19 protein-coding genes and 1 pseudogene are annotated in these 19,337 nt (G+C 43.2%); 17 read left to right on the top strand and 3 right to left on the bottom strand.

Annotation, left to right across the window (positions count from 1 at the left end; genetic code table 11):
- Positions 1 to 14: 14 nt before the first annotated feature.
- From L2764_RS08965 to L2764_RS08890, 16 genes are all read left to right on the top strand, one after another.
- Complete coding sequence (locus L2764_RS08965; RefSeq protein ID WP_248939880.1) at positions 15 to 263, top strand: acyl carrier protein; 249 nt, start codon at positions 15 to 17, stop codon at positions 261 to 263.
- On the top strand, positions 263 to 811 hold the full coding sequence (locus tag L2764_RS08960; RefSeq protein WP_248939879.1) for a COG4648 family protein: 549 nt from the start codon (positions 263 to 265) through the stop codon (positions 809 to 811). The genes L2764_RS08965 and L2764_RS08960 overlap by 1 nt, the downstream gene beginning before the upstream one ends.
- Positions 808 to 2,172, top strand: coding sequence for an AMP-binding protein (locus L2764_RS08955; RefSeq protein WP_248939878.1), 1,365 nt, complete (start codon positions 808 to 810; stop codon positions 2,170 to 2,172). The genes L2764_RS08960 and L2764_RS08955 overlap by 4 nt, the downstream gene beginning before the upstream one ends.
- Positions 2,165 to 2,560 (top strand): ApeI family dehydratase, encoded by a 396-nt coding sequence (locus tag L2764_RS08950; protein WP_248939877.1) that lies wholly within the window; start codon positions 2,165 to 2,167, stop codon positions 2,558 to 2,560. The genes L2764_RS08955 and L2764_RS08950 overlap by 8 nt, the downstream gene beginning before the upstream one ends.
- Positions 2,551 to 4,329, top strand: coding sequence for a glycosyltransferase family 2 protein (locus L2764_RS08945; protein WP_248939876.1), 1,779 nt, complete (start codon positions 2,551 to 2,553; stop codon positions 4,327 to 4,329). The genes L2764_RS08950 and L2764_RS08945 overlap by 10 nt, the downstream gene beginning before the upstream one ends.
- Positions 4,329 to 5,903, top strand: coding sequence for an HAL/PAL/TAL family ammonia-lyase (locus L2764_RS08940; protein ID WP_248939875.1), 1,575 nt, complete (start codon positions 4,329 to 4,331; stop codon positions 5,901 to 5,903). Before L2764_RS08945 ends, L2764_RS08940 begins: the two co-directional genes overlap by 1 nt.
- A gap of 81 nt (positions 5,904 to 5,984) precedes the next feature.
- On the top strand, positions 5,985 to 6,404 hold the full coding sequence (locus tag L2764_RS08935) for an acyl-CoA thioesterase (protein WP_248939874.1): 420 nt from the start codon (positions 5,985 to 5,987) through the stop codon (positions 6,402 to 6,404).
- A 55-nt stretch (positions 6,405 to 6,459) separates the two neighbouring features.
- The gene (locus tag L2764_RS08930; protein WP_248939873.1) at positions 6,460 to 7,155 is read left to right on the top strand and encodes a LolA family protein; all 696 of its coding nucleotides are present in this window, start codon (positions 6,460 to 6,462) and stop codon (positions 7,153 to 7,155) included.
- Positions 7,156 to 7,157: 2 nt separating this feature from the next.
- A complete protein-coding gene (locus tag L2764_RS08925; RefSeq protein WP_248939872.1) occupies positions 7,158 to 9,623 on the top strand; it encodes an MMPL family transporter in 2,466 nt (821 codons plus the stop codon).
- Positions 9,623 to 10,891: an NAD(P)/FAD-dependent oxidoreductase gene (locus L2764_RS08920; RefSeq protein ID WP_248939871.1), complete on the top strand. Its 1,269-nt coding sequence runs from the start codon at positions 9,623 to 9,625 to the stop codon at positions 10,889 to 10,891. Before L2764_RS08925 ends, L2764_RS08920 begins: the two co-directional genes overlap by 1 nt.
- Before the next feature lie 99 nt (positions 10,892 to 10,990).
- The gene (locus L2764_RS08915; RefSeq protein ID WP_248939870.1) at positions 10,991 to 11,680 is read left to right on the top strand and encodes a DUF3261 domain-containing protein; all 690 of its coding nucleotides are present in this window, start codon (positions 10,991 to 10,993) and stop codon (positions 11,678 to 11,680) included.
- Between the two features lie 57 nt (positions 11,681 to 11,737).
- Positions 11,738 to 12,976: a beta-ketoacyl-[acyl-carrier-protein] synthase family protein gene (locus L2764_RS08910; protein ID WP_248939869.1), complete on the top strand. Its 1,239-nt coding sequence runs from the start codon at positions 11,738 to 11,740 to the stop codon at positions 12,974 to 12,976.
- Positions 12,969 to 13,466: a hotdog family protein gene (locus L2764_RS08905; protein ID WP_248939868.1), complete on the top strand. Its 498-nt coding sequence runs from the start codon at positions 12,969 to 12,971 to the stop codon at positions 13,464 to 13,466. Before L2764_RS08910 ends, L2764_RS08905 begins: the two co-directional genes overlap by 8 nt.
- Entirely contained in the window at positions 13,463 to 14,188 is a 726-nt protein-coding gene (locus L2764_RS08900) for a 3-ketoacyl-ACP reductase FabG2 (RefSeq protein WP_248939867.1), read from the top strand. Before L2764_RS08905 ends, L2764_RS08900 begins: the two co-directional genes overlap by 4 nt.
- Before the next feature lies 1 nt (position 14,189).
- A complete protein-coding gene (locus L2764_RS08895; RefSeq protein WP_283106961.1) occupies positions 14,190 to 15,527 on the top strand; it encodes a beta-ketoacyl-ACP synthase in 1,338 nt (445 codons plus the stop codon).
- 116 nt (positions 15,528 to 15,643) lie between these two features.
- Positions 15,644 to 16,522, top strand: a complete 879-nt coding sequence (locus L2764_RS08890) for a hypothetical protein (RefSeq protein ID WP_248939866.1) — start codon at positions 15,644 to 15,646, stop codon at positions 16,520 to 16,522.
- Between the two features lie 221 nt (positions 16,523 to 16,743).
- Here L2764_RS08890 and L2764_RS08885 read toward each other — a convergent pair.
- Positions 16,744 to 16,923, bottom strand: a pseudogene (locus L2764_RS08885) (ISNCY family transposase); the annotation flags it as partial.
- Between the two features lie 468 nt (positions 16,924 to 17,391).
- Between L2764_RS08885 and L2764_RS08880 the strand changes: the two are divergent.
- Entirely contained in the window at positions 17,392 to 18,294 is a 903-nt protein-coding gene (locus L2764_RS08880) for an Rpn family recombination-promoting nuclease/putative transposase (protein ID WP_248939919.1), read from the top strand.
- 118 nt (positions 18,295 to 18,412) lie between these two features.
- On the opposite strand, the gene L2764_RS08875 is transcribed toward L2764_RS08880, so the two are convergent.
- Positions 18,413 to 18,988: a hypothetical protein gene (locus L2764_RS08875; protein ID WP_248939864.1), complete on the bottom strand. Its 576-nt coding sequence runs from the start codon at positions 18,986 to 18,988 to the stop codon at positions 18,413 to 18,415.
- Between the two features lie 163 nt (positions 18,989 to 19,151).
- The coding region (locus L2764_RS08870) for a hypothetical protein (protein ID WP_248939863.1) at positions 19,152 to 19,337 on the bottom strand (186 nt) is incomplete at its 5' end.

The following is a 19,337-nucleotide window of genomic DNA, read 5'->3' as shown; positions in this document are numbered from 1 at the left end:
GCGTAGGAAGTAACATGAAAAACCGTGAGCAAATACTTGAAACCTTGACTAAGATTTTAGTAGATGAGTTTGAAATTGAAGCAAATAACGTCACACTAAACGCTTCTCTTTATGATGAATTAGATTTAGACAGTATCGATGCTGTTGATCTCGTAATAAAACTGCAACAGATCACTGGCAAAAAAATTAACCCTGATACTTTTAAAAGCGTTCGTACCGTTGATGATGTCGTTTCAGCCATTGAAGCGCTTGTTATCGCCTAATGAAATTGTTTTTACAAGTAGCCACCATACTGGTGGTGCTATGCTATCCCATAGCAGTTTATTTTGGGCTTAATTATTTACCCCAAGGCAGCATCGCACTGCTACTTTGTAGCTTACTTGTACTGCGATTGTTCATCAGTAAACAAAAACTAAAATCATTAATGCTGCCACTCATTGCTGGGATAATCTTAACCGCGAGTAGTTTTATCGCTAAAGCGAATGATTGGCTATTATATTATCCTGTCGTCATCAGTACTTGCATGTTGTTATTGTTTGCTCATTCATTAAAGTGGGGGCCCAGCATAATAGAAAGACTCGCAAGATTGAAAGAGCCTGATTTACCAGAAAAAGCGGTACCTTACCTCAATAAAGTCACGTTAATCTGGTGCAGCTTTTTCATTGTAAATGGCGCGATAGCTTATTACACCGCCCAATATGCTAGCCTCTCAGCTTGGACACTTTATAATGGCTTGATTTCTTACTTATTAATGGGCATTCTTTTTGCTGGAGAATGGTTGTACCGCACATTTTGGTTGAAAAAAATATGATAAACATTCTGACATCTTGGTTAACCTTAGGCCCTATTGATCAACAACTTATCAGTTTTAATCACCACAATATATTGACTGGAGAATGTTTTACTCACCAAGTTGCCTTTCTTCATCAACAACTCAGTGAAAGTCATCATAAAAAATGGTTATTAGCCTGTGATAACAGTGAGTTATTTGCTATTGGTATCTGTGCCGCGTTAATTGCTGGCAAAGAAATTATTTTACCTGCAAATGTGCAGCCCGCCAATTTATTAGCATTGAAGGATCAATTTGATGCTGTATTATCAAATCAGGCTTTAGATGCATCAAAGGCCTTTATTTTATTAAAAAAAGACCCTAGCCTGCCTAAAGCTCTTTGGCCCCAAAAAAACCAATGGGGCAGTTTTACCCTCTTTACTTCAGGCAGCAACGGTCAACCTAAAGCCATTACAAAAAGTCTGGCGCAATTAGACTGTGAAGTGTCCACACTCGAGTCAACTTTTGCGACACAACTCCCCCAATGCAGTATCATTTCAACGGTATCGCATCAGCATATTTATGGCTTACTGTTTAAAATTCTTTGGCCTCTTGCTAGCCGCAGACCTTTTCTCAGTGACTTAATTGAATACCCAGAGACACTCAGTTATTACAGTAACTTATTCTCTCAATTATGTTTGATTAGTAGTCCAGCACACTTATCTCGCTTACCCGCTGCACTGGAATATCAACGTCAGATGCGGGCACCCAGCTTGGTTTTCAGCTCCGGCGGCCCCTTAAGCTATGATGCCGCGCAAGCCATTAATCAGTGTTATTCCACTCTACCTATTGAAGTCTTTGGGAGTACTGAGACTGGTGGCATCGCTTATCGGCGTCAATATAAAGAGCAACAAGCGTGGAAAGCCTTTCCGTCAGTCCAAGTGAAGCAAGATGAAATCGATGGTGCATTGTGGCTAAAATCACCTTATATCGACCACAAAGGCTGGCTTAAATGTGCTGATAGAATTCAACTCATTAAAGAAAATGAATTTTTACTTCAAGGGCGACTCGATCGCATTATAAAAATTGAAGAGAAACGACTTTCTTTAGTCGAAATGGAAAACCTATTAGAGACACATCCGATGGTCGAACTCGCCGCATTAGTCGTGATTGAGCAACCAAAAATGCAATTAGCGGCAGTCGTTGAGTTGTCTTCTTCTGGTAAAGAATACCTCAGTTCAAAGGGTAAACTCAGTCTTAATACCCTATTAAAATCTTATTTATTAACGCAATTTGAAAGAGTGACCTTACCTAAGCGTTGGCGCTATCCAGATCAAATGCCCGTTGATTCACAAGGTAAACGCGTACAATCTCACCTACTGGCATTGTTTTCAAATGATTAAGTCTAGCCTTCCTGACATTATTAGTCGCGATCTCAGCGCAACGTCCGCCACTTGGCGTCTGCGTATTGATAAGAACTTACCCTATTTTAATGGGCATTTTAATGAACAACCCGTATTACCTGGCATTACTCAACTGGACTGGGCAATTCGATTAGGTTGTCAGCACTTTGATTACCCAAACCATATCCCAGTATTAGAAGTACTCAAGTTTCAAAATCTTATGTTACCTGGATCGGAGGTGGATCTCACGATCACCCTAGATGAAAAGAAACAGAAACTCAGTTTTATTTACAGCGATAAAGATATTCGCTTCGCTTCTGGCCGGATTGTGATGTCGACTAAGAACACAAATTTAACAGCTAAAGTGAGTTCAAATGCATGCAGTTAGCATTCGTAATCCCAAATTATAATCACACTGCCGCCATCAGTGAAACCTTAGCAAACTTAGCGGGCTTTGGACTCGATTGCTATCTTATCGATGATGGCAGTGATGATGAAACACGCTTTTTATTGCAGCAACTCGCCAATCAATATGAGTGGATCCACTTGCGGCTTCATCCTTATAACCGAGGAAAAGGCGCGGCGGTCATGACAGGCCTTCGCGCAGCGTATCAAGATGGCTTTAGCCATGTGCTGCAAATCGATGCCGATGGCCAACATGATTTAACCGATATACCCCATTTTATAGAAGCGGCAACACGCTTTCCTGCGGCACTGATCTCGGGTCAACCCCAGTACGATGATTCTATTCCAAAAGGCCGATTATATGGCCGTTATCTCACTCATTTTTGGGTATGGGTTGAAACCTTAAGTTTCGACATTAAAGATGCGATGTGTGGCTTTAGGATCTATCCTTTACAGTCCACTGAAGCCCTGTTGTCCCAGCAAGCTCTGGGTGAGCGAATGGACTTTGATATTGAAGTGTTAGTCAAGCTTCACTGGCAAGGCGTGGATATTAAACATATTCCTACTCGCGTGATTTATCCTGAGGATGGCAGCAGTCATTTTCAAGGGGTTAAAGATAACCTCCGCATTTCAGCACTGCACATACGACTCTTTTTTGGCATGCTCAAACGTTTACCTTTACGGATACAAAGACCCCAGCGTCAACCAAGCCCTCTCACCGAAGAGCAAGCCCATCAAGACGCTAATCCTGTTACAAAAAAAGCAAACAAGCATTGGTCTTCAATGACAGAGCGTGGCAGCTACTGGGGCATAAAACTGCTTGCTAATAGTTATCGTTTGGGCGGGCATTGGCTTTGTCGAGCCATCATGTATCCGGTCATTTTATATTTTTTCATTACCGGTAAAACCGCAAGGCATGCATCGATGGATTTCTTGCAACACGTCAAAACTGTTGCACCCGACAACCCTCAATTATCCCATCCGCTTAATTGGCTTGATAATCTTAAGCACTTTTTTGCTTTTGGCAATGCAGCCCTAGATAGAATCGATGCTTGGTGCGATCGTATCCCCCCTGAAAAAATTGATTTTCCAGAGAGTGATATTTTATCGAGTCATATGGCGACTGGCCAAGGTGCTGTGCTATTGGTCTCTCATTTGGGCAATTTAGAGTTATGCCGCGCAATATCCGTCAATCATCGTAATGCCAAAGTGAATGTCATGGTATTGACCCATCATGCAGAAAACTTCAACCAAATTCTTAAGCAATTAAATCCCAATAGCGCCCTCAACCTTATTCAAGTCACTGAACTTGGCCCGAGCACCTCAATTTTATTACAACAAAAAATTGAGGCCGGAGAACTGGTTGTCATTGCAGGTGATCGTACTTCATCAAACAGTGAAGGCCGAGTGATTTATGCCCCCTTTATGGGCAAACCCGCCCCCTTCCCTTATGGACCCTTTATTTTAGCGGGATTACTCGACTGCCCGATTTATTCCATGTTCTGTTTAAAAGAACAAGGAAAGTACCGTGTGCATATCAAGCCTTTTAACGCCACGTTAAGAGGCCCAAGAAAAGATCGCATGGTAAGGCTACAACAAGCCGTAAATGATTACAGTCAACTTCTTGAATACCATGCTAAGCAAGAACCGCTGCAATGGTTTAATTTTTATGATTTTTGGCGCAAAGATAATGATGCTCAACGCCTCTCCCCAACAGGGAATGAGCCGAGTAAGAATAGGACCAGCAGTTAATGATACATACAGCTCAAAATAATGAGACCCAAGCCATTGTTCATTTTGGTTACCAAACACTGTCCCTTGAAGATGTCGTCGCCATCGCTAAAGGCGCTAAAGCCGAGCTCAATAGCAGCGAAGAATACCACCGGTATATTCAGCAAGGAGCCGATTTTATCGATAATTTGCTCAAAGAAGAAGGCGTCATTTATGGCGTGACCACAGGTTATGGCGACTCTTGTACTGTGTCCGTAGGCCTCGACTTAGTCGACGAACTGCCATTACATTTAACGCGTTTCCATGGTTGCGGCCTAGGTAATACATTATCTGGGATGCAGGCAAGGGCCGTCATGGCTTGCCGTTTAAGTTCACTGGCTTATGGTAAATCAGGCGTCAGTTACGCACTATTGAAACGTATTGCACTGCTGCTTAACCTCAATATTACGCCCGTGATCCCAGAAGAAGGCTCTGTCGGCGCCAGTGGTGATTTAACCCCATTGTCTTATTTAGCCGCGGTATTGATCGGTGAGCGAGACGTCATATACCAAGGCGTTAAACAGTCAACCGCTGATGTTTATGCAAAGCTCAATATTATACCTTTAAAATTGCGCCCTAAAGAAGGCTTGGCACTCATGAATGGCACCGCGGTAATGACAGCGCTCGCCTGTTTAGCCTTTGATAGAGCTAAATATATGGCCAAACTCTCGAGCCGGATCACAGCGATGGCCTCTCTCACGTTACAAGGTAACTCTAACCATTTCGATGATATTTTGTTTGCCGCTAAGCCACACCCGGGACAAAATCAAATTGCTGCATGGATCCGTGAAGATTTAAACCATCACCATCATCCCCGCAATTCAGATCGCCTCCAAGACCGATATTCCATTCGCTGTGCGCCACATATTATTGGTGTATTACAAGATTCACTGCCTTTTATGCGTCAGTTCATCGAAACCGAATTAAACAGTGCTAATGATAATCCCATTATCGATGCTGAAGGTGAGCATGTCCTCCATGGCGGGCACTTCTATGGCGGCCACATTGCCTTTGTCATGGATTCCATGAAAAATGTCATCGCTAATATTGCCGATCTCATCGATAGGCAAATGGCACTGGTCATGGATCCAAAATTTAATAATGGCTTACCCGCAAACTTATCGGGATCGACAGGGCCGCGTAGCGTGATCAATCATGGCTTCAAAGCCGTACAAATTGGTGTCTCTGCATGGACCGCTGAAGCGCTAAAACAGACGATGCCTGCCAGTGTATTTTCTCGTTCCACAGAATGCCATAATCAAGATAAAGTCAGCATGGGCACCATCGCCGCCCGAGATTGCCTACGGGTATTACAACTTACCGAGCAAGTTGCAGCGGCTGCACTACTGTCAATGACTCAGGGCATTAATTTACGTATACAAAATAATGAACTGGATGCCAGCTCTCTGACGCCCTCTTTAGCAAAAACCTTAACACAAGTGAAAGCCGATTTTAGTTTCTTAACCGAAGATCGTCCGTTAGAGCACATCCTTAGGCAAACTATTGATAAGATCCAACGTGGAGAATGGGAAGTCTGCCATTCGACTCAGCGTTAATTGCCCACACTTAACCCTATTCAGTAATGAGGCAGCCATAGACTCAACTGCTTCATTAATATCTCAATGTTAGGAAAAATAATGCAGTCCATACTCACAGCAGAAATAGAACAAATCATTCCTTTTCATGATGTTGACTCAATGGGGATCACTTGGCACGGTAATTATTTACGCTATTTTGAAATTGCACGCTGTGCATTGTTAGATAAAATTAACTACGGCTACCGTCAAATGCTCAGCTCAGGGTTTAGCTGGCCAATCGTGGATGCACAAATAAAGTATGTACAATCGAGTACCTTCGATCAAAAAATCAAAGTGATCGCATCCTTAGTAGAATGGGAAAATCGCATAAAAATCAACTATCAAGTACTGGATGCCGATTCAGGAAAGCGGATAACGAAAGGCTATACCATCCAAGCCGCTGTCGATATGAAAACCAATGAGCTTTGCTTCGTCACACCTGAGATTTTCCAAAGTAAAATCAGACCATTATTATCCTAATGTTCCAATATGCAACTGTGCATCTCACCGTGCCTCACATTAAGTGGTAGTGACTATGAAAAAAAATGCCTTAACGCGAGTATGTTATTTTTTGATATTACTCATCTTACCTTTACAGGTTATCGCCCAAACACATGATGACTCTGTGTTTTCGCATCCCGCCACCGAAGCACAACTGAAAAAATTAACGACACAACTCCATTTAGGCCCCTCGGCTCTCGGAGATTTTACCCAATATAGGCAACTGAAAGTATTAAAAAAACCACTCATCAGTCACGGAAACTTTTTATTTGATCAAGCTCAAGGCTTGATTTGGCAACAATTACGCCCCTTTAAATCCAGCCTTATTTTAAAAGATAAGCAATTAATTCAAATTGATAGTCAAGGTAACATTCAAGTACAACAGGCAGGAAAAATACCCGCCGCCTCGACTTTAGAAACCATCATGCCGAACCTGTTAACCGCCATGCTAACTGGCGATATTAGCCAACTCAAACAAAACTTCTCACTTTCATTTCAACAACAAAACAAGCAATGGCAATTAGGCCTGCTCCCAAAAGATCCTATTGTCAAAAAAATACTCCCGAAAATGATAATAGAAGGCCAACAAACAGTCACGGCGCTGGTTTTACTCAGCCCAAATGGTGATAGCAGCCGGATAGAATTAAGCCATATTCAAAATCGTCCGCTCACAGCAGAAGAGCTTAAAGGCTTTAATCCATCCACTACTGACAAGTTACAGCCTAACTGAACATGATAAAACATATTGCACAGTGGGTAAGCGACATCAAGCCCAGCCTACGTTTCTTGCTGTGGGTGACAATCTTAATATCCTTAGCCTTTACCGGCTTACATTTATGGCAACATGGCGCTAAGGTGCAAACTGACATCTTAGCCATGCTGCCTAAGGTCAAAGAAGATCCTCTCACCGATAGAGCCTTATCTCGAGTCGAAAGCCAACTGGCTAATCGCATCTATATTGCGCTGATCGCGAGCAATGAAACGGAAGCGGTCTCAGCGGCTAAGCGGTTTATGGACAGCCTAGAGCAAACTAGCCCTGCAGCCTTTGATGACATTCAAAGTGCCGATCTCAATCAAGGAGAAGCACTCAGCCAGTACTATTTTCCTTATCGATTTAAACTGCTCACACAGAAGCAGACACAAGCTTTATCGCAAGATCAACTGCCACAAATGATCCTTAGCACCCAGCAAGCGTTATATAACGCCTTTAATTTTGCCAATAGCCGCTTGTTAACCCAAGATCCTTTGCTCTTATACCCAGACAACATCATGGCCATGGTGCCCAAAAACCAACTACAAGTGCAGCAAGGAATATTACTGCATAAACAAAATGGTCATGTTGCTTCCATCGTCATGGCGAAAGGCATAAACAGTGCTTTTAATCCCGATGCACAACAAGCCCAACTGGCAAGTTTAGATAACGCTATCCAAGTTACCACCCATCAATACCAGAATATTAAAATCATTAAAGCGGGGGCCTTATTCCATGCCGCGGCGGCAACAGAGACCGCCAAAAATGAAATATCCACCATAGGGATTATCTCACTGGTGGGCGTTATCGCACTTGTCTGGTTCGCTTTTCGCTCCATTATGCCGCTCCTCATCGCCCTCTTAACCCTGACAACGGGATTTTTATTTGCGCTCATCGGCACTTTACTGGTGTTTAACCAAATTCATTTACTCACCTTAGTCTTCGGCACCAGCCTGATTGGCATTGCCATCGATTATAGTTTTCATTTTTATTGTGAACGGTTACAGCATCAAACATTATCGGCATCCAATACGGTCAAGCATATCTTCCCCGCCATTAGCTTGGCCTTGCTCACCAGTGTGCTGGCTTACCTCAGTATGGGGTTAGCCCCCTTTCCTGGAATGCAACAAGTCGCCATATTTTGTGCCTCAGGCTTGATTGGTGCCTATCTCACATTAATTTTGGCCTACCCTTTATTGGCGCAATCGCCATTGCCCACCTCAAAAAAACAGCTCGTATTAGCCACCCAGTATCAAACGATGTTAACGCGCTTTAGCCATGGTTTATCCCATCAGCAACTGACTATTTCACTCATTATTTTATTCGCCTTTTGTAGCTACGGACTCCTCCACCTTAAGAGCAATGATGATATTCGTCAGCTACAGCAAAGCCCAGTGCAAATAACCCAAGAAGAAAATCAGGTAAGAAGCTTACTGAGTGGCGGAACGGATAATCAATTTTTACTGGTTAAAGGTGCCAATGAACAAGCATTATTACAACATCTTGAGAGCCTAACCCCTTACCTTCAAAAGGCAATATCCTTAGGTTATCTTGGTAATGCCATCAGTATTAGCCCTTACCTTCCCAGCCATAAGCAACAAGATGAGTCTTATCAATTACAAGAAAAAATTTATGGGAAATCGCTGCATTCGATATTGGATGACATCGGATTAGATGACAGTATAGCCCCCGCTTTGCAAAATGCTTACCTGAACGCTCGCAGCCAATATATTGAACCCGATGGTTTTTTAACCAGCGCTGGAGGCAAGTCGCTTTCTCCTCTGTGGCTCGCCCCCACAGCTAAAGTCTCATCTGAAGTAAAGCTGACTCAAACCAAGCTAGCTCAAACAAAATTAACGCCAATAGCGTTAAATCAGACAAATGAATTTGGCACAATTGTCCTCTTAGGTGGCATTCACAACTTACCCGCTTTAACCCAATTACTCATGCCACTGATCCACAATAATGGTCCGGTAAAATTAGTGGATAAAGTCGCTGACATTTCACACATCATGGGCCAATATCGACAACTCACCTTAGCTTTATTAGCGATTGCCCTTATTCTTGCCTGCTTTATTTTTTCCATACGCTTTCATTTTAAATTAGCACTGATCATCGTCGCGGTGCCCACATTGGCGACACTTTTTACCTTAGCGATCTTAGGTGTCGTCGGCAGTGCATTAACCTTATTTCATGCCTTAGCCCTTATTTTAGTGTTTGGCATTGGGGTGGATTACAGCTTATTTTTTGCCGAAGCCCAAAAAGACAGCGCCGGCGTGATGATGGCTGTTTTTATGTCGGCTTGCTCGACATTGCTCGCCTTTGGATTGCTTGCCTTTAGCAATACGCCCGCCATCCATACCTTTGGCCTCACCCTGTTACTGGGTATTGGCTTCACGTTTTTACTGTCTCCTTTTATACATGTTGTCACAAAGGGTAAACCTTAATGCTGTTCGAATTAAACGCTCCTTCTATACCCGATAATCTCGATGTCGTTATCATTGGCGCTGGCCCGTCAGGCAGTATTGCTGCCAGCTTATTGCACCAACAAGGCAAAAAAGTGCTGGTGCTCGAAAAACAATTTTTTCCACGCTTCTCTATTGGCGAAAGTTTATTACCCTGCTGTATGCAAGTTATCGAAGAAGCCAATATGTTAGACGCCGTCAATAACGCAGGCTTTCAATTTAAAAATGGCGCCGCTTTTCAATATGGCGATCGTTATACGACATTTGATTTTGATGATAAATTTACTACAGGCCCCAGCACAACATTTCAAGTTGAGCGGGCTAAATTTGATAAACTTCTGGCTGATACCGCGCAAGCACAAGGCGTCGATATTCGTTTCGGTCAAACGGTTGAACAGGTTGATTTAAGTGCAACGCCTCGCTTACACGTCCGTAATGAGCAAGGAAAAACCTACGAGGTTAATGCTCAATATATTCTCGATGCCAGTGGCTTTGGGCGGGTTTTGCCTCGATTATTAGACCTAGAGCGTCCGTCAAGTTTACCCACTCGCAGCGCTATTTTTACCCATGTTGAAGATAATATTACTGATGCGAACTTTGATCGTAATAAAATCCTGATCAGTGTAAACCCCAACGATCCCAGCATTTGGTACTGGCTCATCCCCTTTTCTAACGGACGTTGCTCATTAGGGGTTGTCGCAGAGCCTGAAAAGTTAGCCCAACAAGGCGATGACTTCAACACTCAACTGCTCAACATGGTAGAGCAAGAACCAAGCCTACATAAATTATTGAAAAATTCTAAAATACTCAATAATTGTAATGAATTAAAAGGCTATTCGGCCAATATCAGTACCTTAGCAACGGATAAGTTTGCCTTATTGGGCAATGCAGGAGAATTTCTCGATCCGGTGTTTTCCTCAGGTGTCACCATTGCGATGCAATCTGCTTCATTCGCAGTTAAATCGCTTATAAAACAACTTAATGGTGAGAGTGTCGACTGGCAACAAGACTACGCAGCACCGTTAATGCAAGGCGTTAATACTTTCCGTACTTATGTCCAAGCTTGGTATGATACGCATTTCCAACAAGTCATTTTCCACCAAGATTCTAATCCAAAAATTAAACAAATGATTTGCTCTATTTTGGCCGGTTACGCTTGGGATATGAATAACCCTTATGTGAGTCAGTCCGACAGGCGTTTAAGAACCTTGGTTGAACTTTGCCAAGAAACGGCACTCAACCCAGTATAAGCCATCATCAAATACATTATTTCAGCGTACCGATATTCACTGACGATATAAAGTGATACCCACTAAACAAATATGACCGAACGAGTGTAGAGAGCGAATATGAAGCAGCACGATAACATTAGAGAGTTTCTCCGCTATGGCCGCACGATCAGTGTCTTGTTATTGTTGCTGCTATTATCCGCTTGCAGCCAGACATTCGACCGACAAACTTGCGTCTCCTTGCCTCAAGACAGTCGATATTGTTTAGCGCCCTTACCCAATCAAACTCGTAGCCTAACCCAAAAGATCAGTATTAAAGTGGGGACGCAACAGCATGAACTCATGGGACAGTTGGATTTAACACCTAACAGCCTCACTCTGGTCGGATTAGCGCCTTTGGGACAGCCGTTATTTACCTTGGTCTATAACGGTAAAAGCTTAAGCAGTAAACAGAGCATACTCTTGGGTAAGCAGTTTAAAGCAGAATATTTGATGGCCATGCTGCAACTCATTTATTGGCCCCAAGCAGAGGTTAATCAATATTTACAAGGCGCGAAACTCAAATCATTCAGTCAACAAGTTCCATTATGCCGCAGCAATAACGTTAACATCCAAGCAGGATCAATAACTTGCAAAGAAGGACTGCAATGTAATGCAACTCTTTGTAAAGCATTATATAATACCCAAAAGAAACCACCTGCAACGCCCATATTGCAGATCCAATACAGTCAACTTGATCCTTGGGGATCTAAAGTCGAATTGAGTATTCCAGAGGCCGACTTCACACTGACAATGACGCCAATTACGTAAAAGTGGCGTGTCGTGAACCAATAGAGAAGCTGGCCATTTGTCAGCATAAAGACCATTATGACAACAATAGCGATAACTCAATTAGGCTTGTGTACTCCTTTAGGACAAACCGCTGAGTCAGTATTAACCCATTTACTCAAAGGACAAAGCGCGCTCAAACAACGAGCGGGTTTATTGTTTGATAGAGCCGCTATGGTGGGTGAAATAGAAGCTGAACTCCCGCAGATCCCTAGCCACTTGTTCCATTACAATACCCGTAATAATCAAATATTACTGTGCGCGGCTAAACAAATCGAACAAACAATCAATCAAGCCAAACAAGATTATGGCAGCCAACGGATCGGCGTCGTGATCGGTACCAGCACCTCGGGCATTGAAAGTGGTGAGCAAGCGCTTAAGTATCATCAACATCATCAACAATTTCCTCACGATTATGACTATGCATTACAAGAACTCGGCAATACGAGCCAGTTTTTGCAAGCCTATTTTTCATTATCTGGCCCTTGTTACACCCTTTCTACCGCCTGCTCTTCCAGTGCGAAAGTTTTTGCGAGTGCTAAACGTCTATTAATGGCCGATCTTTGTGATGTGGTGATTGTGGGAGGCGCAGATAGTCTCTGCCAATTAACCTTAAATGGATTTGATTCTTTAGAGTCTATTGACGATGTCGCTTGCCAACCTTTTAGCCTTAACAGAAAAGGCATTAATATTGGCGAAGGTGCGGCCCTTTTCACACTTGAAAAAGCACAGCACTCACAAGGTAATGCCGGTAAAGCACAGACTCAGATTTTATTGGCAGGTATTGGTGAGTCGAGTGATGCGTACCATATATCAGCGCCTCATCCTGAAGGCCGTGGTGCCATTAATGCGATGCAAGCCGCCATCAAGGATGCCAATATTGAGGCCTCCCAGATCGATTACATTAATCTACACGGCACAGCGACTCAAAAAAATGATGCCATGGAAAGCCGAGCCATACATGCCGTCTTTAGCCCGACGTTACCCGCCTCGAGTTCCACAAAACCCCTAACAGGGCATACCTTAGGGGCCGCTGGTGCTATAGAAGCGGCATTTTGTTACCTGCTATTGTCCAAAGAAAACACGCAACAATCACTGCCACCGCATCGATGGGATGAACAAAGCGATCCTAATGATCCTGCTTTAACGCTGGTTCCATTGAATAAGCACACGGATAAAGAGACTGAGCTCAATTACATCATGAGTAATTCTTTTGCCTTTGGCGGTAGTAATGCGAGTTTAATTTTTAGTCGAGGAGAAATACCACATAATGATTAACATGACAGCAATTGATACACATGATGTGGCTGATTATCTCCCCCATAGCGCGCCGATGATTTTCATTGATAAAATAATAGCCTATCAAACCGATACACTATTATCTGAAATAAACATTACCTCACAAAGCCCCTACTTTGATGACATCATTTCCGGCGTGCCTAATTATGTCGGCATTGAATACATGGCACAAACCATCGCGGCACTGGCCGGTATCGAAGCACTAAAACGTAATGATATTATCCGAATAGGCTTTTTATTGGGCAGTCGTAAGTTACAACTGCATGTCCCACATTACAAGCTGGGGCATACTTACCACACTCGTGTCAGCCGACTTTATCAAGAAGAGACGGGATTGGCCGTCTTTGAATGCCAAATACTCGAACAAGATGACATCATCGCTCAAGCCAATATTAATGTGTTTCAGCCACAAGATACACACACTTATATCAGTAATAGCACCCAAGATAGTCAGGAAATCGTAAAATGAAGCAACGCGTATTAATCACGGGATCAAGCCGCGGGATAGGCAAAGCCATCGCCCTTAAACTCGCTAAACAAGGTTACGACATCGCCCTGCATTTCCACCGCAATCATGCTGCAGCAAGCGAAACATTGGCCGAACTGGAAAACCTGGGTGTTCATGCCTCTTGCTTGCAATTTGATATCAGCGATCGCGCTGCTGCAAAAGCGACCATTGAAAAAGACATACTCGCTCATGGTGCTTATTACGGCGCCATTCTCAACGCAGGCATCAGTCGTGATACGGCATTCCCCGCCATGACTGAAGATGAATGGGATAGTGTGATCCATACTAATCTTGATGGTTTCTATAATGTCATTCACCCTTGCACCATGCCGATGATCCAAACTCGAAAAGGTGGACGCATCATCACACTGGCCTCGGTTTCGGGCATTGCGGGTAATCGAGGGCAAGTCAATTATAGTGCTTCCAAAGCGGGCATCATTGGCGCCACAAAAGCATTATCGTTGGAATTAGCCAAACGTAAAATAACCGTCAATTGTATTGCACCAGGCCTGATTGAAACCGATATGGTGGCCGATATCTCCGCTGATTTAGTCAAAGAAATCGTCCCAATGAGACGTATGGGTAAGCCTTCTGAAATCGCCGGGCTAGCACAGTTTTTATTATCAGAAGATGCCGCCTACATCACTAGGCAAGTGATCTCAGTCAATGGCGGGATGATTTAATATGGATATTCATATCGGATCGAGCACTGAAAACAGTGATAATCACCTTGATACAGTCACCTCACCTCAAGCAACCACAGCAAACAATAGTCGTTCGGGTCGACGTGTGGTTATTACTGGCATGGCCGGCATTTCATCCCTTGGCCAAGATTGGACCACGATCGCAGCCAATTTAAAAAAACAGCAAAACTGTATTGTTAGAATGGATGACTGGGATAAATTCGATGGTTTACACACCCGTCTTGCAGGTCCTGTCACCGACTTTGTTGTACCAAAACACTATTCTCGTAAACAGATCCGCTCGATGGGTCGCGTCTCTTTGATGGCAACCCGAGCCAGTGAACTCGCCTTAATGGATGCCAATTTACTCGATAACCCTGTCATCACCTCAGGGAAAATGGGCGTAGCTTATGGTTCATCAACGGGCAGTACTGAGCCTTTATTGGCCTTCAGTAAGATGCTCGATACCGGCGATATGTCGGGCGTAACAGCCACCAGCTATATTCGTATGATGGCACATACGACAGCCGTTAACTTAGGGGTGTTCTTTGGTCTTAAGGGACGCATTCATACGACAAGCAGTGCCTGCACCTCTGGCAGCCAAGGCATAGGGTATGCCTACGAAGCGATTAAATACGGTCAGCAAGATCTCATGCTCGCGGGTGGGGCTGAAGAGTTATGTCCCACTGAGGCGGTTGTGTTTGATACATTATTTGCAACCAGCACTAAAAATGATGCACCAGGTTCGACACCCAGTCCCTTTGATAAAAATAGGGATGGCTTAGTGATCGGTGAAGGGGCCTGTACGCTGATTTTAGAAGAACTGGATCATGCCCAAAACCGCGGCGCAAAAATTTATGCTGAATTAGTCGGCTTTGGCACCAACTCCGATGGACAACATGTCACCCAACCCAATAGCGACACCATGGAAGTCGCCATACGTTTAGCCCTAAAAGATGCACAGCTATCTCCAAATGCAATCGGTTATGTCAATGCACACGGCACAGCGACCGAACGGGGTGATGTGGCCGAAACTCAAGCCACGCAAGCCGTCTTTGGTAATAAGCAACCCATATCATCATTAAAGAGTTACACCGGACACACCTTAGGCGCCTGCGGCTCGTTAGAATCTTGGCTCAGTATTGAAATGATGAATGAAGGCTGGTTCGCCCCAACATTAAATCTTGAACATGTTGATCCTGCTTGTGGTGAGTTAGACTATATTCGCCAAGACATTCGCCACATCGATACTCAATATGTGATGAGTAATAATTTTGCTTTTGGTGGCATCAACACCTCACTTATTTTTAAAAAATGGTCTGATAAACCAGGAAGTTAAGCTCAATACCCAGCGATAAATCAAATCCAACCTCATAAAGAAGGACTTCATTATGAGGTTATCCCAGATGCAGTTTCAACTTAGCTGTTTCAACAATAAACTAAGGACAGTTTTCCATGGCCAGAATACAGCACAACCAGCACAACCCCTTATTTTCAAGCTTTAGACCTAACGCACTATTAAAAATACTGCTTTGTGGTGCGTTACTGGTGAATAGTAGCGCTTTGAGTGCCCATACCCCCGTAGCCGATGTGAGTACTCAATCTGCCCATCAAGGCCTATCTCAACAGCAACTGATCCAAATAGACAATCAACGAAAAAGCCAACTCGAACGCTTTATTCGTGTTTTCGAAGCTGACAATCGTTATCAACAGCAACAAATTAGCAGTGAATTAATGCTGGCAGGTGTGAGTGATGTAAGCCTATTTGATATCATCGATCATAAGCTTTATCTCTCTTTACCCGATGCGACGACGAAAACGGGCATTAACTATAGTGCTAGCCTACTAAAAGTATTAGCTTATTCAGGCAACCCCAAATATGCCCAACGTTTTAGTAAAATAGTGAATGGGGATTATCATAAAAAACTCAGAAAATATGCTAAAAAATACCAAGTATTGCTCGATAAATACCAAGTGTGGAACGGTATATTAAACAATACCCACTATTATTTACCCAATGAGAGTTTACACGACAACCAACTTATCGCTGCCATCCAAAGTGATGAGCTTGAATTGAAACGGACCACTGCTCGCCATATTTTCAAATTAAAACTTAATGCCTTGCCGATACTGAATAGTCTTGAGCGTGAACTCAAGCACCCCAGACTGCTGGAACATAACCGACTCGCTATCGATACTTATGCTTGGATGGCTAAAGCGTTGGCCCAATCTCGCTTGCCTCAATACCGCCCCTTGTTATCAGAGATCTCAGCCACCAGCCCAGAGAAGAAACTACGTGGCTATGCCGAGGACTATCTAGAGGATTATTATTGATCCTCTTAATCACCACCAAAAATGGCTTGGCCTTTGAATGAAAGCCAAGCCATTTTATACCTCTGTGGCACGCTGTGAACTCATCCCTGCAGCGCTGGATTCATCCCACTCTTTTATCTATGAGTCACAAAACGCTCAGCGGCATCTACACTGCATTTCGACATAAAAGGTAAAAGCTCACAGCATTTAGGTGGGCAATAACGTTTCGATGAATGAGCTTAGAACCGATCATGGTAAAAGCCATCAATTTGTACCCGCTCACCATAGCATTCACGACGATGACGAGGTTGATAGACTTTTTTCTGTTTACGCTTACGAACCCGCCATAACCCCTCAGTTATAAGCCATTGCCTTAAGGTTTCACTTGAAAGACGAATGCCATGTAACTCAGCTAACTTTTCAATGAGTAATATGTCATTAGGCTGTGAGTCCATGATCAAACACGCAAGCTCTGGGCGCTCAATTTAGCCCCCGATTGGATTTCCGCATAGAAGCTGGCAATCCATAGTCCCTTTTGATCTGCAAACTGTATTAATTCTTCTTTGGCGCGATTGGCGTCTTGCTCGTCGGTTGATGCACGAAGGTAGGCTCTGATAAACATTTTACGTTACTGGTCTATTTAGGGTCTGGTTTAGAATATTAGTTCGCATAGTGTTGTTTATCAATGCATTGCTAACCAATTATCACTATTCTTCACCTGGTTCGCACTGGGTATCCCCTGTAGAGACTTAAGCGAATAATATGCTATCTATGCACAACACCCCAACAAGGTTGTGACCTGCAACAGATTAGAAATTAGAGCGATGACAAAGTGGTGTTTAACCATTTTCATTTTTTAAGTTTACGGCAATTGCTGTTATGCTAAGACCCTGAAAACAAAATCAACACCGATGCCACACGATGCGCTATTCAAACAGTTTCTTACTCACCCTGAAACAGCTAAAGATTTCTTAGATATTCACTTACCCCCTAAATTACGAGAGGTATGCGATTTATCTACGTTAAAACTGGAATCAGGCAGCTTTATAGAGGAAGACCTGCGACCTTATTATTCAGATATTCTTTATTCGCTTAAGACATCTCATGGCGATGGTTATGTTTACGCATTAATTGAGCATCAAAGCAGTCCAGATAAAAATATGGCCTTTAGGTTGATGCGTTATGCCATTGCTGCCATGCAGCAACACCTCGATGCTGGGCATGAACACCTTCCTCTGGTTATTCCATTGCTGTTCTATCACGGAAAGGTTTCTCCCTATCCCTATAATATGAATTGGCTGAACGCCTTCTTAGACCCAAAGTTAGCCGAAGAACTCTACTGTCAAGATTTCACTTTGATAGACGTCACGGTTATTCCTGATGATAATATAATGCGTCACCGTCGTATAGCGCTGTTAGAGTTAGTACAGAAACATATCAGACAGCGCGATATGCGAGAGTTAATAGACCAACTGGTCACATTGCTTCTTAAGGGGTACACTACAGATAAGCAAGTGGAATCGCTTATGAGCTATATCCTCCAAGTTGGCGAGACCAACAACCTAAACGCATTGATAACACTATTAGCCTTAGAAGTGCCGGAACATAAGGACACATTAATGACAATAGCAGATCAATTACGTCAAGAAGGCGAAGCCAAAGGACGTCAGGAAGGACGCCAAGAGGTATTAAATGAAATGGCTCGCAGTATGTTGCTTCGTGGGATCGAACGTAACACCGTTATGGATGTCACAGGTCTAAGCCCTGATGAACTCGCGCAGCTTTCTCACTAGTCTATAACCATGATTAAGAGTGACGTATTTTCACGTCACTCCTCCTTCTATCTTCACATTGTTCACCGTACTCCCATTCACCTGGATACCATTATTTAGCATACTTTACATTATGCAATTAGCTCGGCAATAAAACTTGAATGTATTCTTCAGCTTCAGAAGCAATAACAGGAAATAGCATTGAGTAAGGAACTGTCCATGCAGTGCTGTGAACTAAAATCACCGCACGCTTTGGATTAAGCTTGCTGACTTGTCCTATATACTCATTGTTGTCCTTGTTATTGATAAATCCGACGGTGCAACCGATAAAAAGCTCCGCTTTAGACATTCCCTTAGTATTAAGTGAAACGATCTCTGTTTCGATGTGGTCAAGATTGAGATAGTAGAAAGGAATAGACCAACGCTTTTGGGTACCGCTTTCTTGAACATCGACTCTACTACGGCCAACCTTAAGAACTGTGCAATGAATAGAGTGATTTAGATCGGTGCAAAAATAGTCAACTTTCATACCAACCTGAATTTTTAACTTTAGTGCTCTAGTTCGTTCAGGATCTTCAAGAGCTTTCTGTATTGCTGATTTTAATCGGAACAGTTCAAAGTCAGTAGCCGTCTTGAGTTCCTCAAAAATATGTTGAATTTGCATGTTCTTCAAGCCAGAAATCCCGCTTAATAACAAAGAGGGGTATTTTATCATTTTGAAGCTTTGGGAGCCAATTTTAACTGAATCCCCATAGTGGTCAAAGTGGCTAATGTTTAGCATTCCATTTGGGGTGTTTTTTGCTAAGATAAGTATTCATTTCAGAGCTTATCCTACTCTTTTTCCTCGAAATCCAAAGTCGCTATGCGCCCAATCATTATTATGGTAGTGCGACGTGAAGTCGTATGAAGCCCTGTTCACCGCTTATGAGTGAACCATCTGTATCACCAGATGCCCCTATGACTCTGAATAAAGAAGCGAGTCTGACAATGTAACAAAGTCCATTGGACGGGAAAAGAATCGTGAGAGGACGTTCCTCCTGACAACCACGAGTCGGGTAAGTGCT

It is taken from the genome of Shewanella surugensis, from assembly GCF_023284005.1.
In the GTDB taxonomy this organism is placed as follows: Bacteria; Pseudomonadota; Gammaproteobacteria; order Enterobacterales; family Shewanellaceae; genus Shewanella; species Shewanella surugensis.
The sequence above is the reverse complement of the archived record's forward strand: the minus strand, read 5'-3'. Positions and strand labels throughout refer to the sequence as shown.

Excerpts from the sequence above, each read along its gene's own strand:
- L2764_RS08960 (WP_248939879.1), top strand. The coding sequence starts at position 263 with ATGAAATTGTTTTTACAAGTAGCCACCATACTGGTGGTGCTATGCTAT.
- L2764_RS08950 (WP_248939877.1), top strand. The coding sequence starts at position 2,165 with ATGATTAAGTCTAGCCTTCCTGACATTATTAGTCGCGATCTCAGCGCA.
- L2764_RS08890 (WP_248939866.1), top strand. The coding sequence starts at position 15,644 with ATGGCCAGAATACAGCACAACCAGCACAACCCCTTATTTTCAAGCTTT.
- L2764_RS08945 (WP_248939876.1), top strand. The coding sequence starts at position 2,551 with ATGCAGTTAGCATTCGTAATCCCAAATTATAATCACACTGCCGCCATC.
- L2764_RS08965 (WP_248939880.1), top strand. The coding sequence starts at position 15 with ATGAAAAACCGTGAGCAAATACTTGAAACCTTGACTAAGATTTTAGTA.
- L2764_RS08900 (WP_248939867.1), top strand. The coding sequence starts at position 13,463 with ATGAAGCAACGCGTATTAATCACGGGATCAAGCCGCGGGATAGGCAAA.
- L2764_RS08930 (WP_248939873.1), top strand. The coding sequence starts at position 6,460 with ATGAAAAAAAATGCCTTAACGCGAGTATGTTATTTTTTGATATTACTC.
- L2764_RS08955 (WP_248939878.1), top strand. The coding sequence starts at position 808 with ATGATAAACATTCTGACATCTTGGTTAACCTTAGGCCCTATTGATCAA.
- L2764_RS08910 (WP_248939869.1), top strand. The coding sequence starts at position 11,738 with ATGACAACAATAGCGATAACTCAATTAGGCTTGTGTACTCCTTTAGGA.
- L2764_RS08905 (WP_248939868.1), top strand. The coding sequence starts at position 12,969 with ATGATTAACATGACAGCAATTGATACACATGATGTGGCTGATTATCTC.
- L2764_RS08935 (WP_248939874.1), top strand. The coding sequence starts at position 5,985 with ATGCAGTCCATACTCACAGCAGAAATAGAACAAATCATTCCTTTTCAT.
- L2764_RS08925 (WP_248939872.1), top strand. The coding sequence starts at position 7,158 with ATGATAAAACATATTGCACAGTGGGTAAGCGACATCAAGCCCAGCCTA.
- L2764_RS08920 (WP_248939871.1), top strand. The coding sequence starts at position 9,623 with ATGCTGTTCGAATTAAACGCTCCTTCTATACCCGATAATCTCGATGTC.
- L2764_RS08895 (WP_283106961.1), top strand. The coding sequence starts at position 14,190 with ATGGATATTCATATCGGATCGAGCACTGAAAACAGTGATAATCACCTT.
- L2764_RS08875 (WP_248939864.1), bottom strand. The coding sequence starts at position 18,988 with ATGATAAAATACCCCTCTTTGTTATTAAGCGGGATTTCTGGCTTGAAG.
- L2764_RS08915 (WP_248939870.1), top strand. The coding sequence starts at position 10,991 with ATGAAGCAGCACGATAACATTAGAGAGTTTCTCCGCTATGGCCGCACG.
- L2764_RS08940 (WP_248939875.1), top strand. The coding sequence starts at position 4,329 with ATGATACATACAGCTCAAAATAATGAGACCCAAGCCATTGTTCATTTT.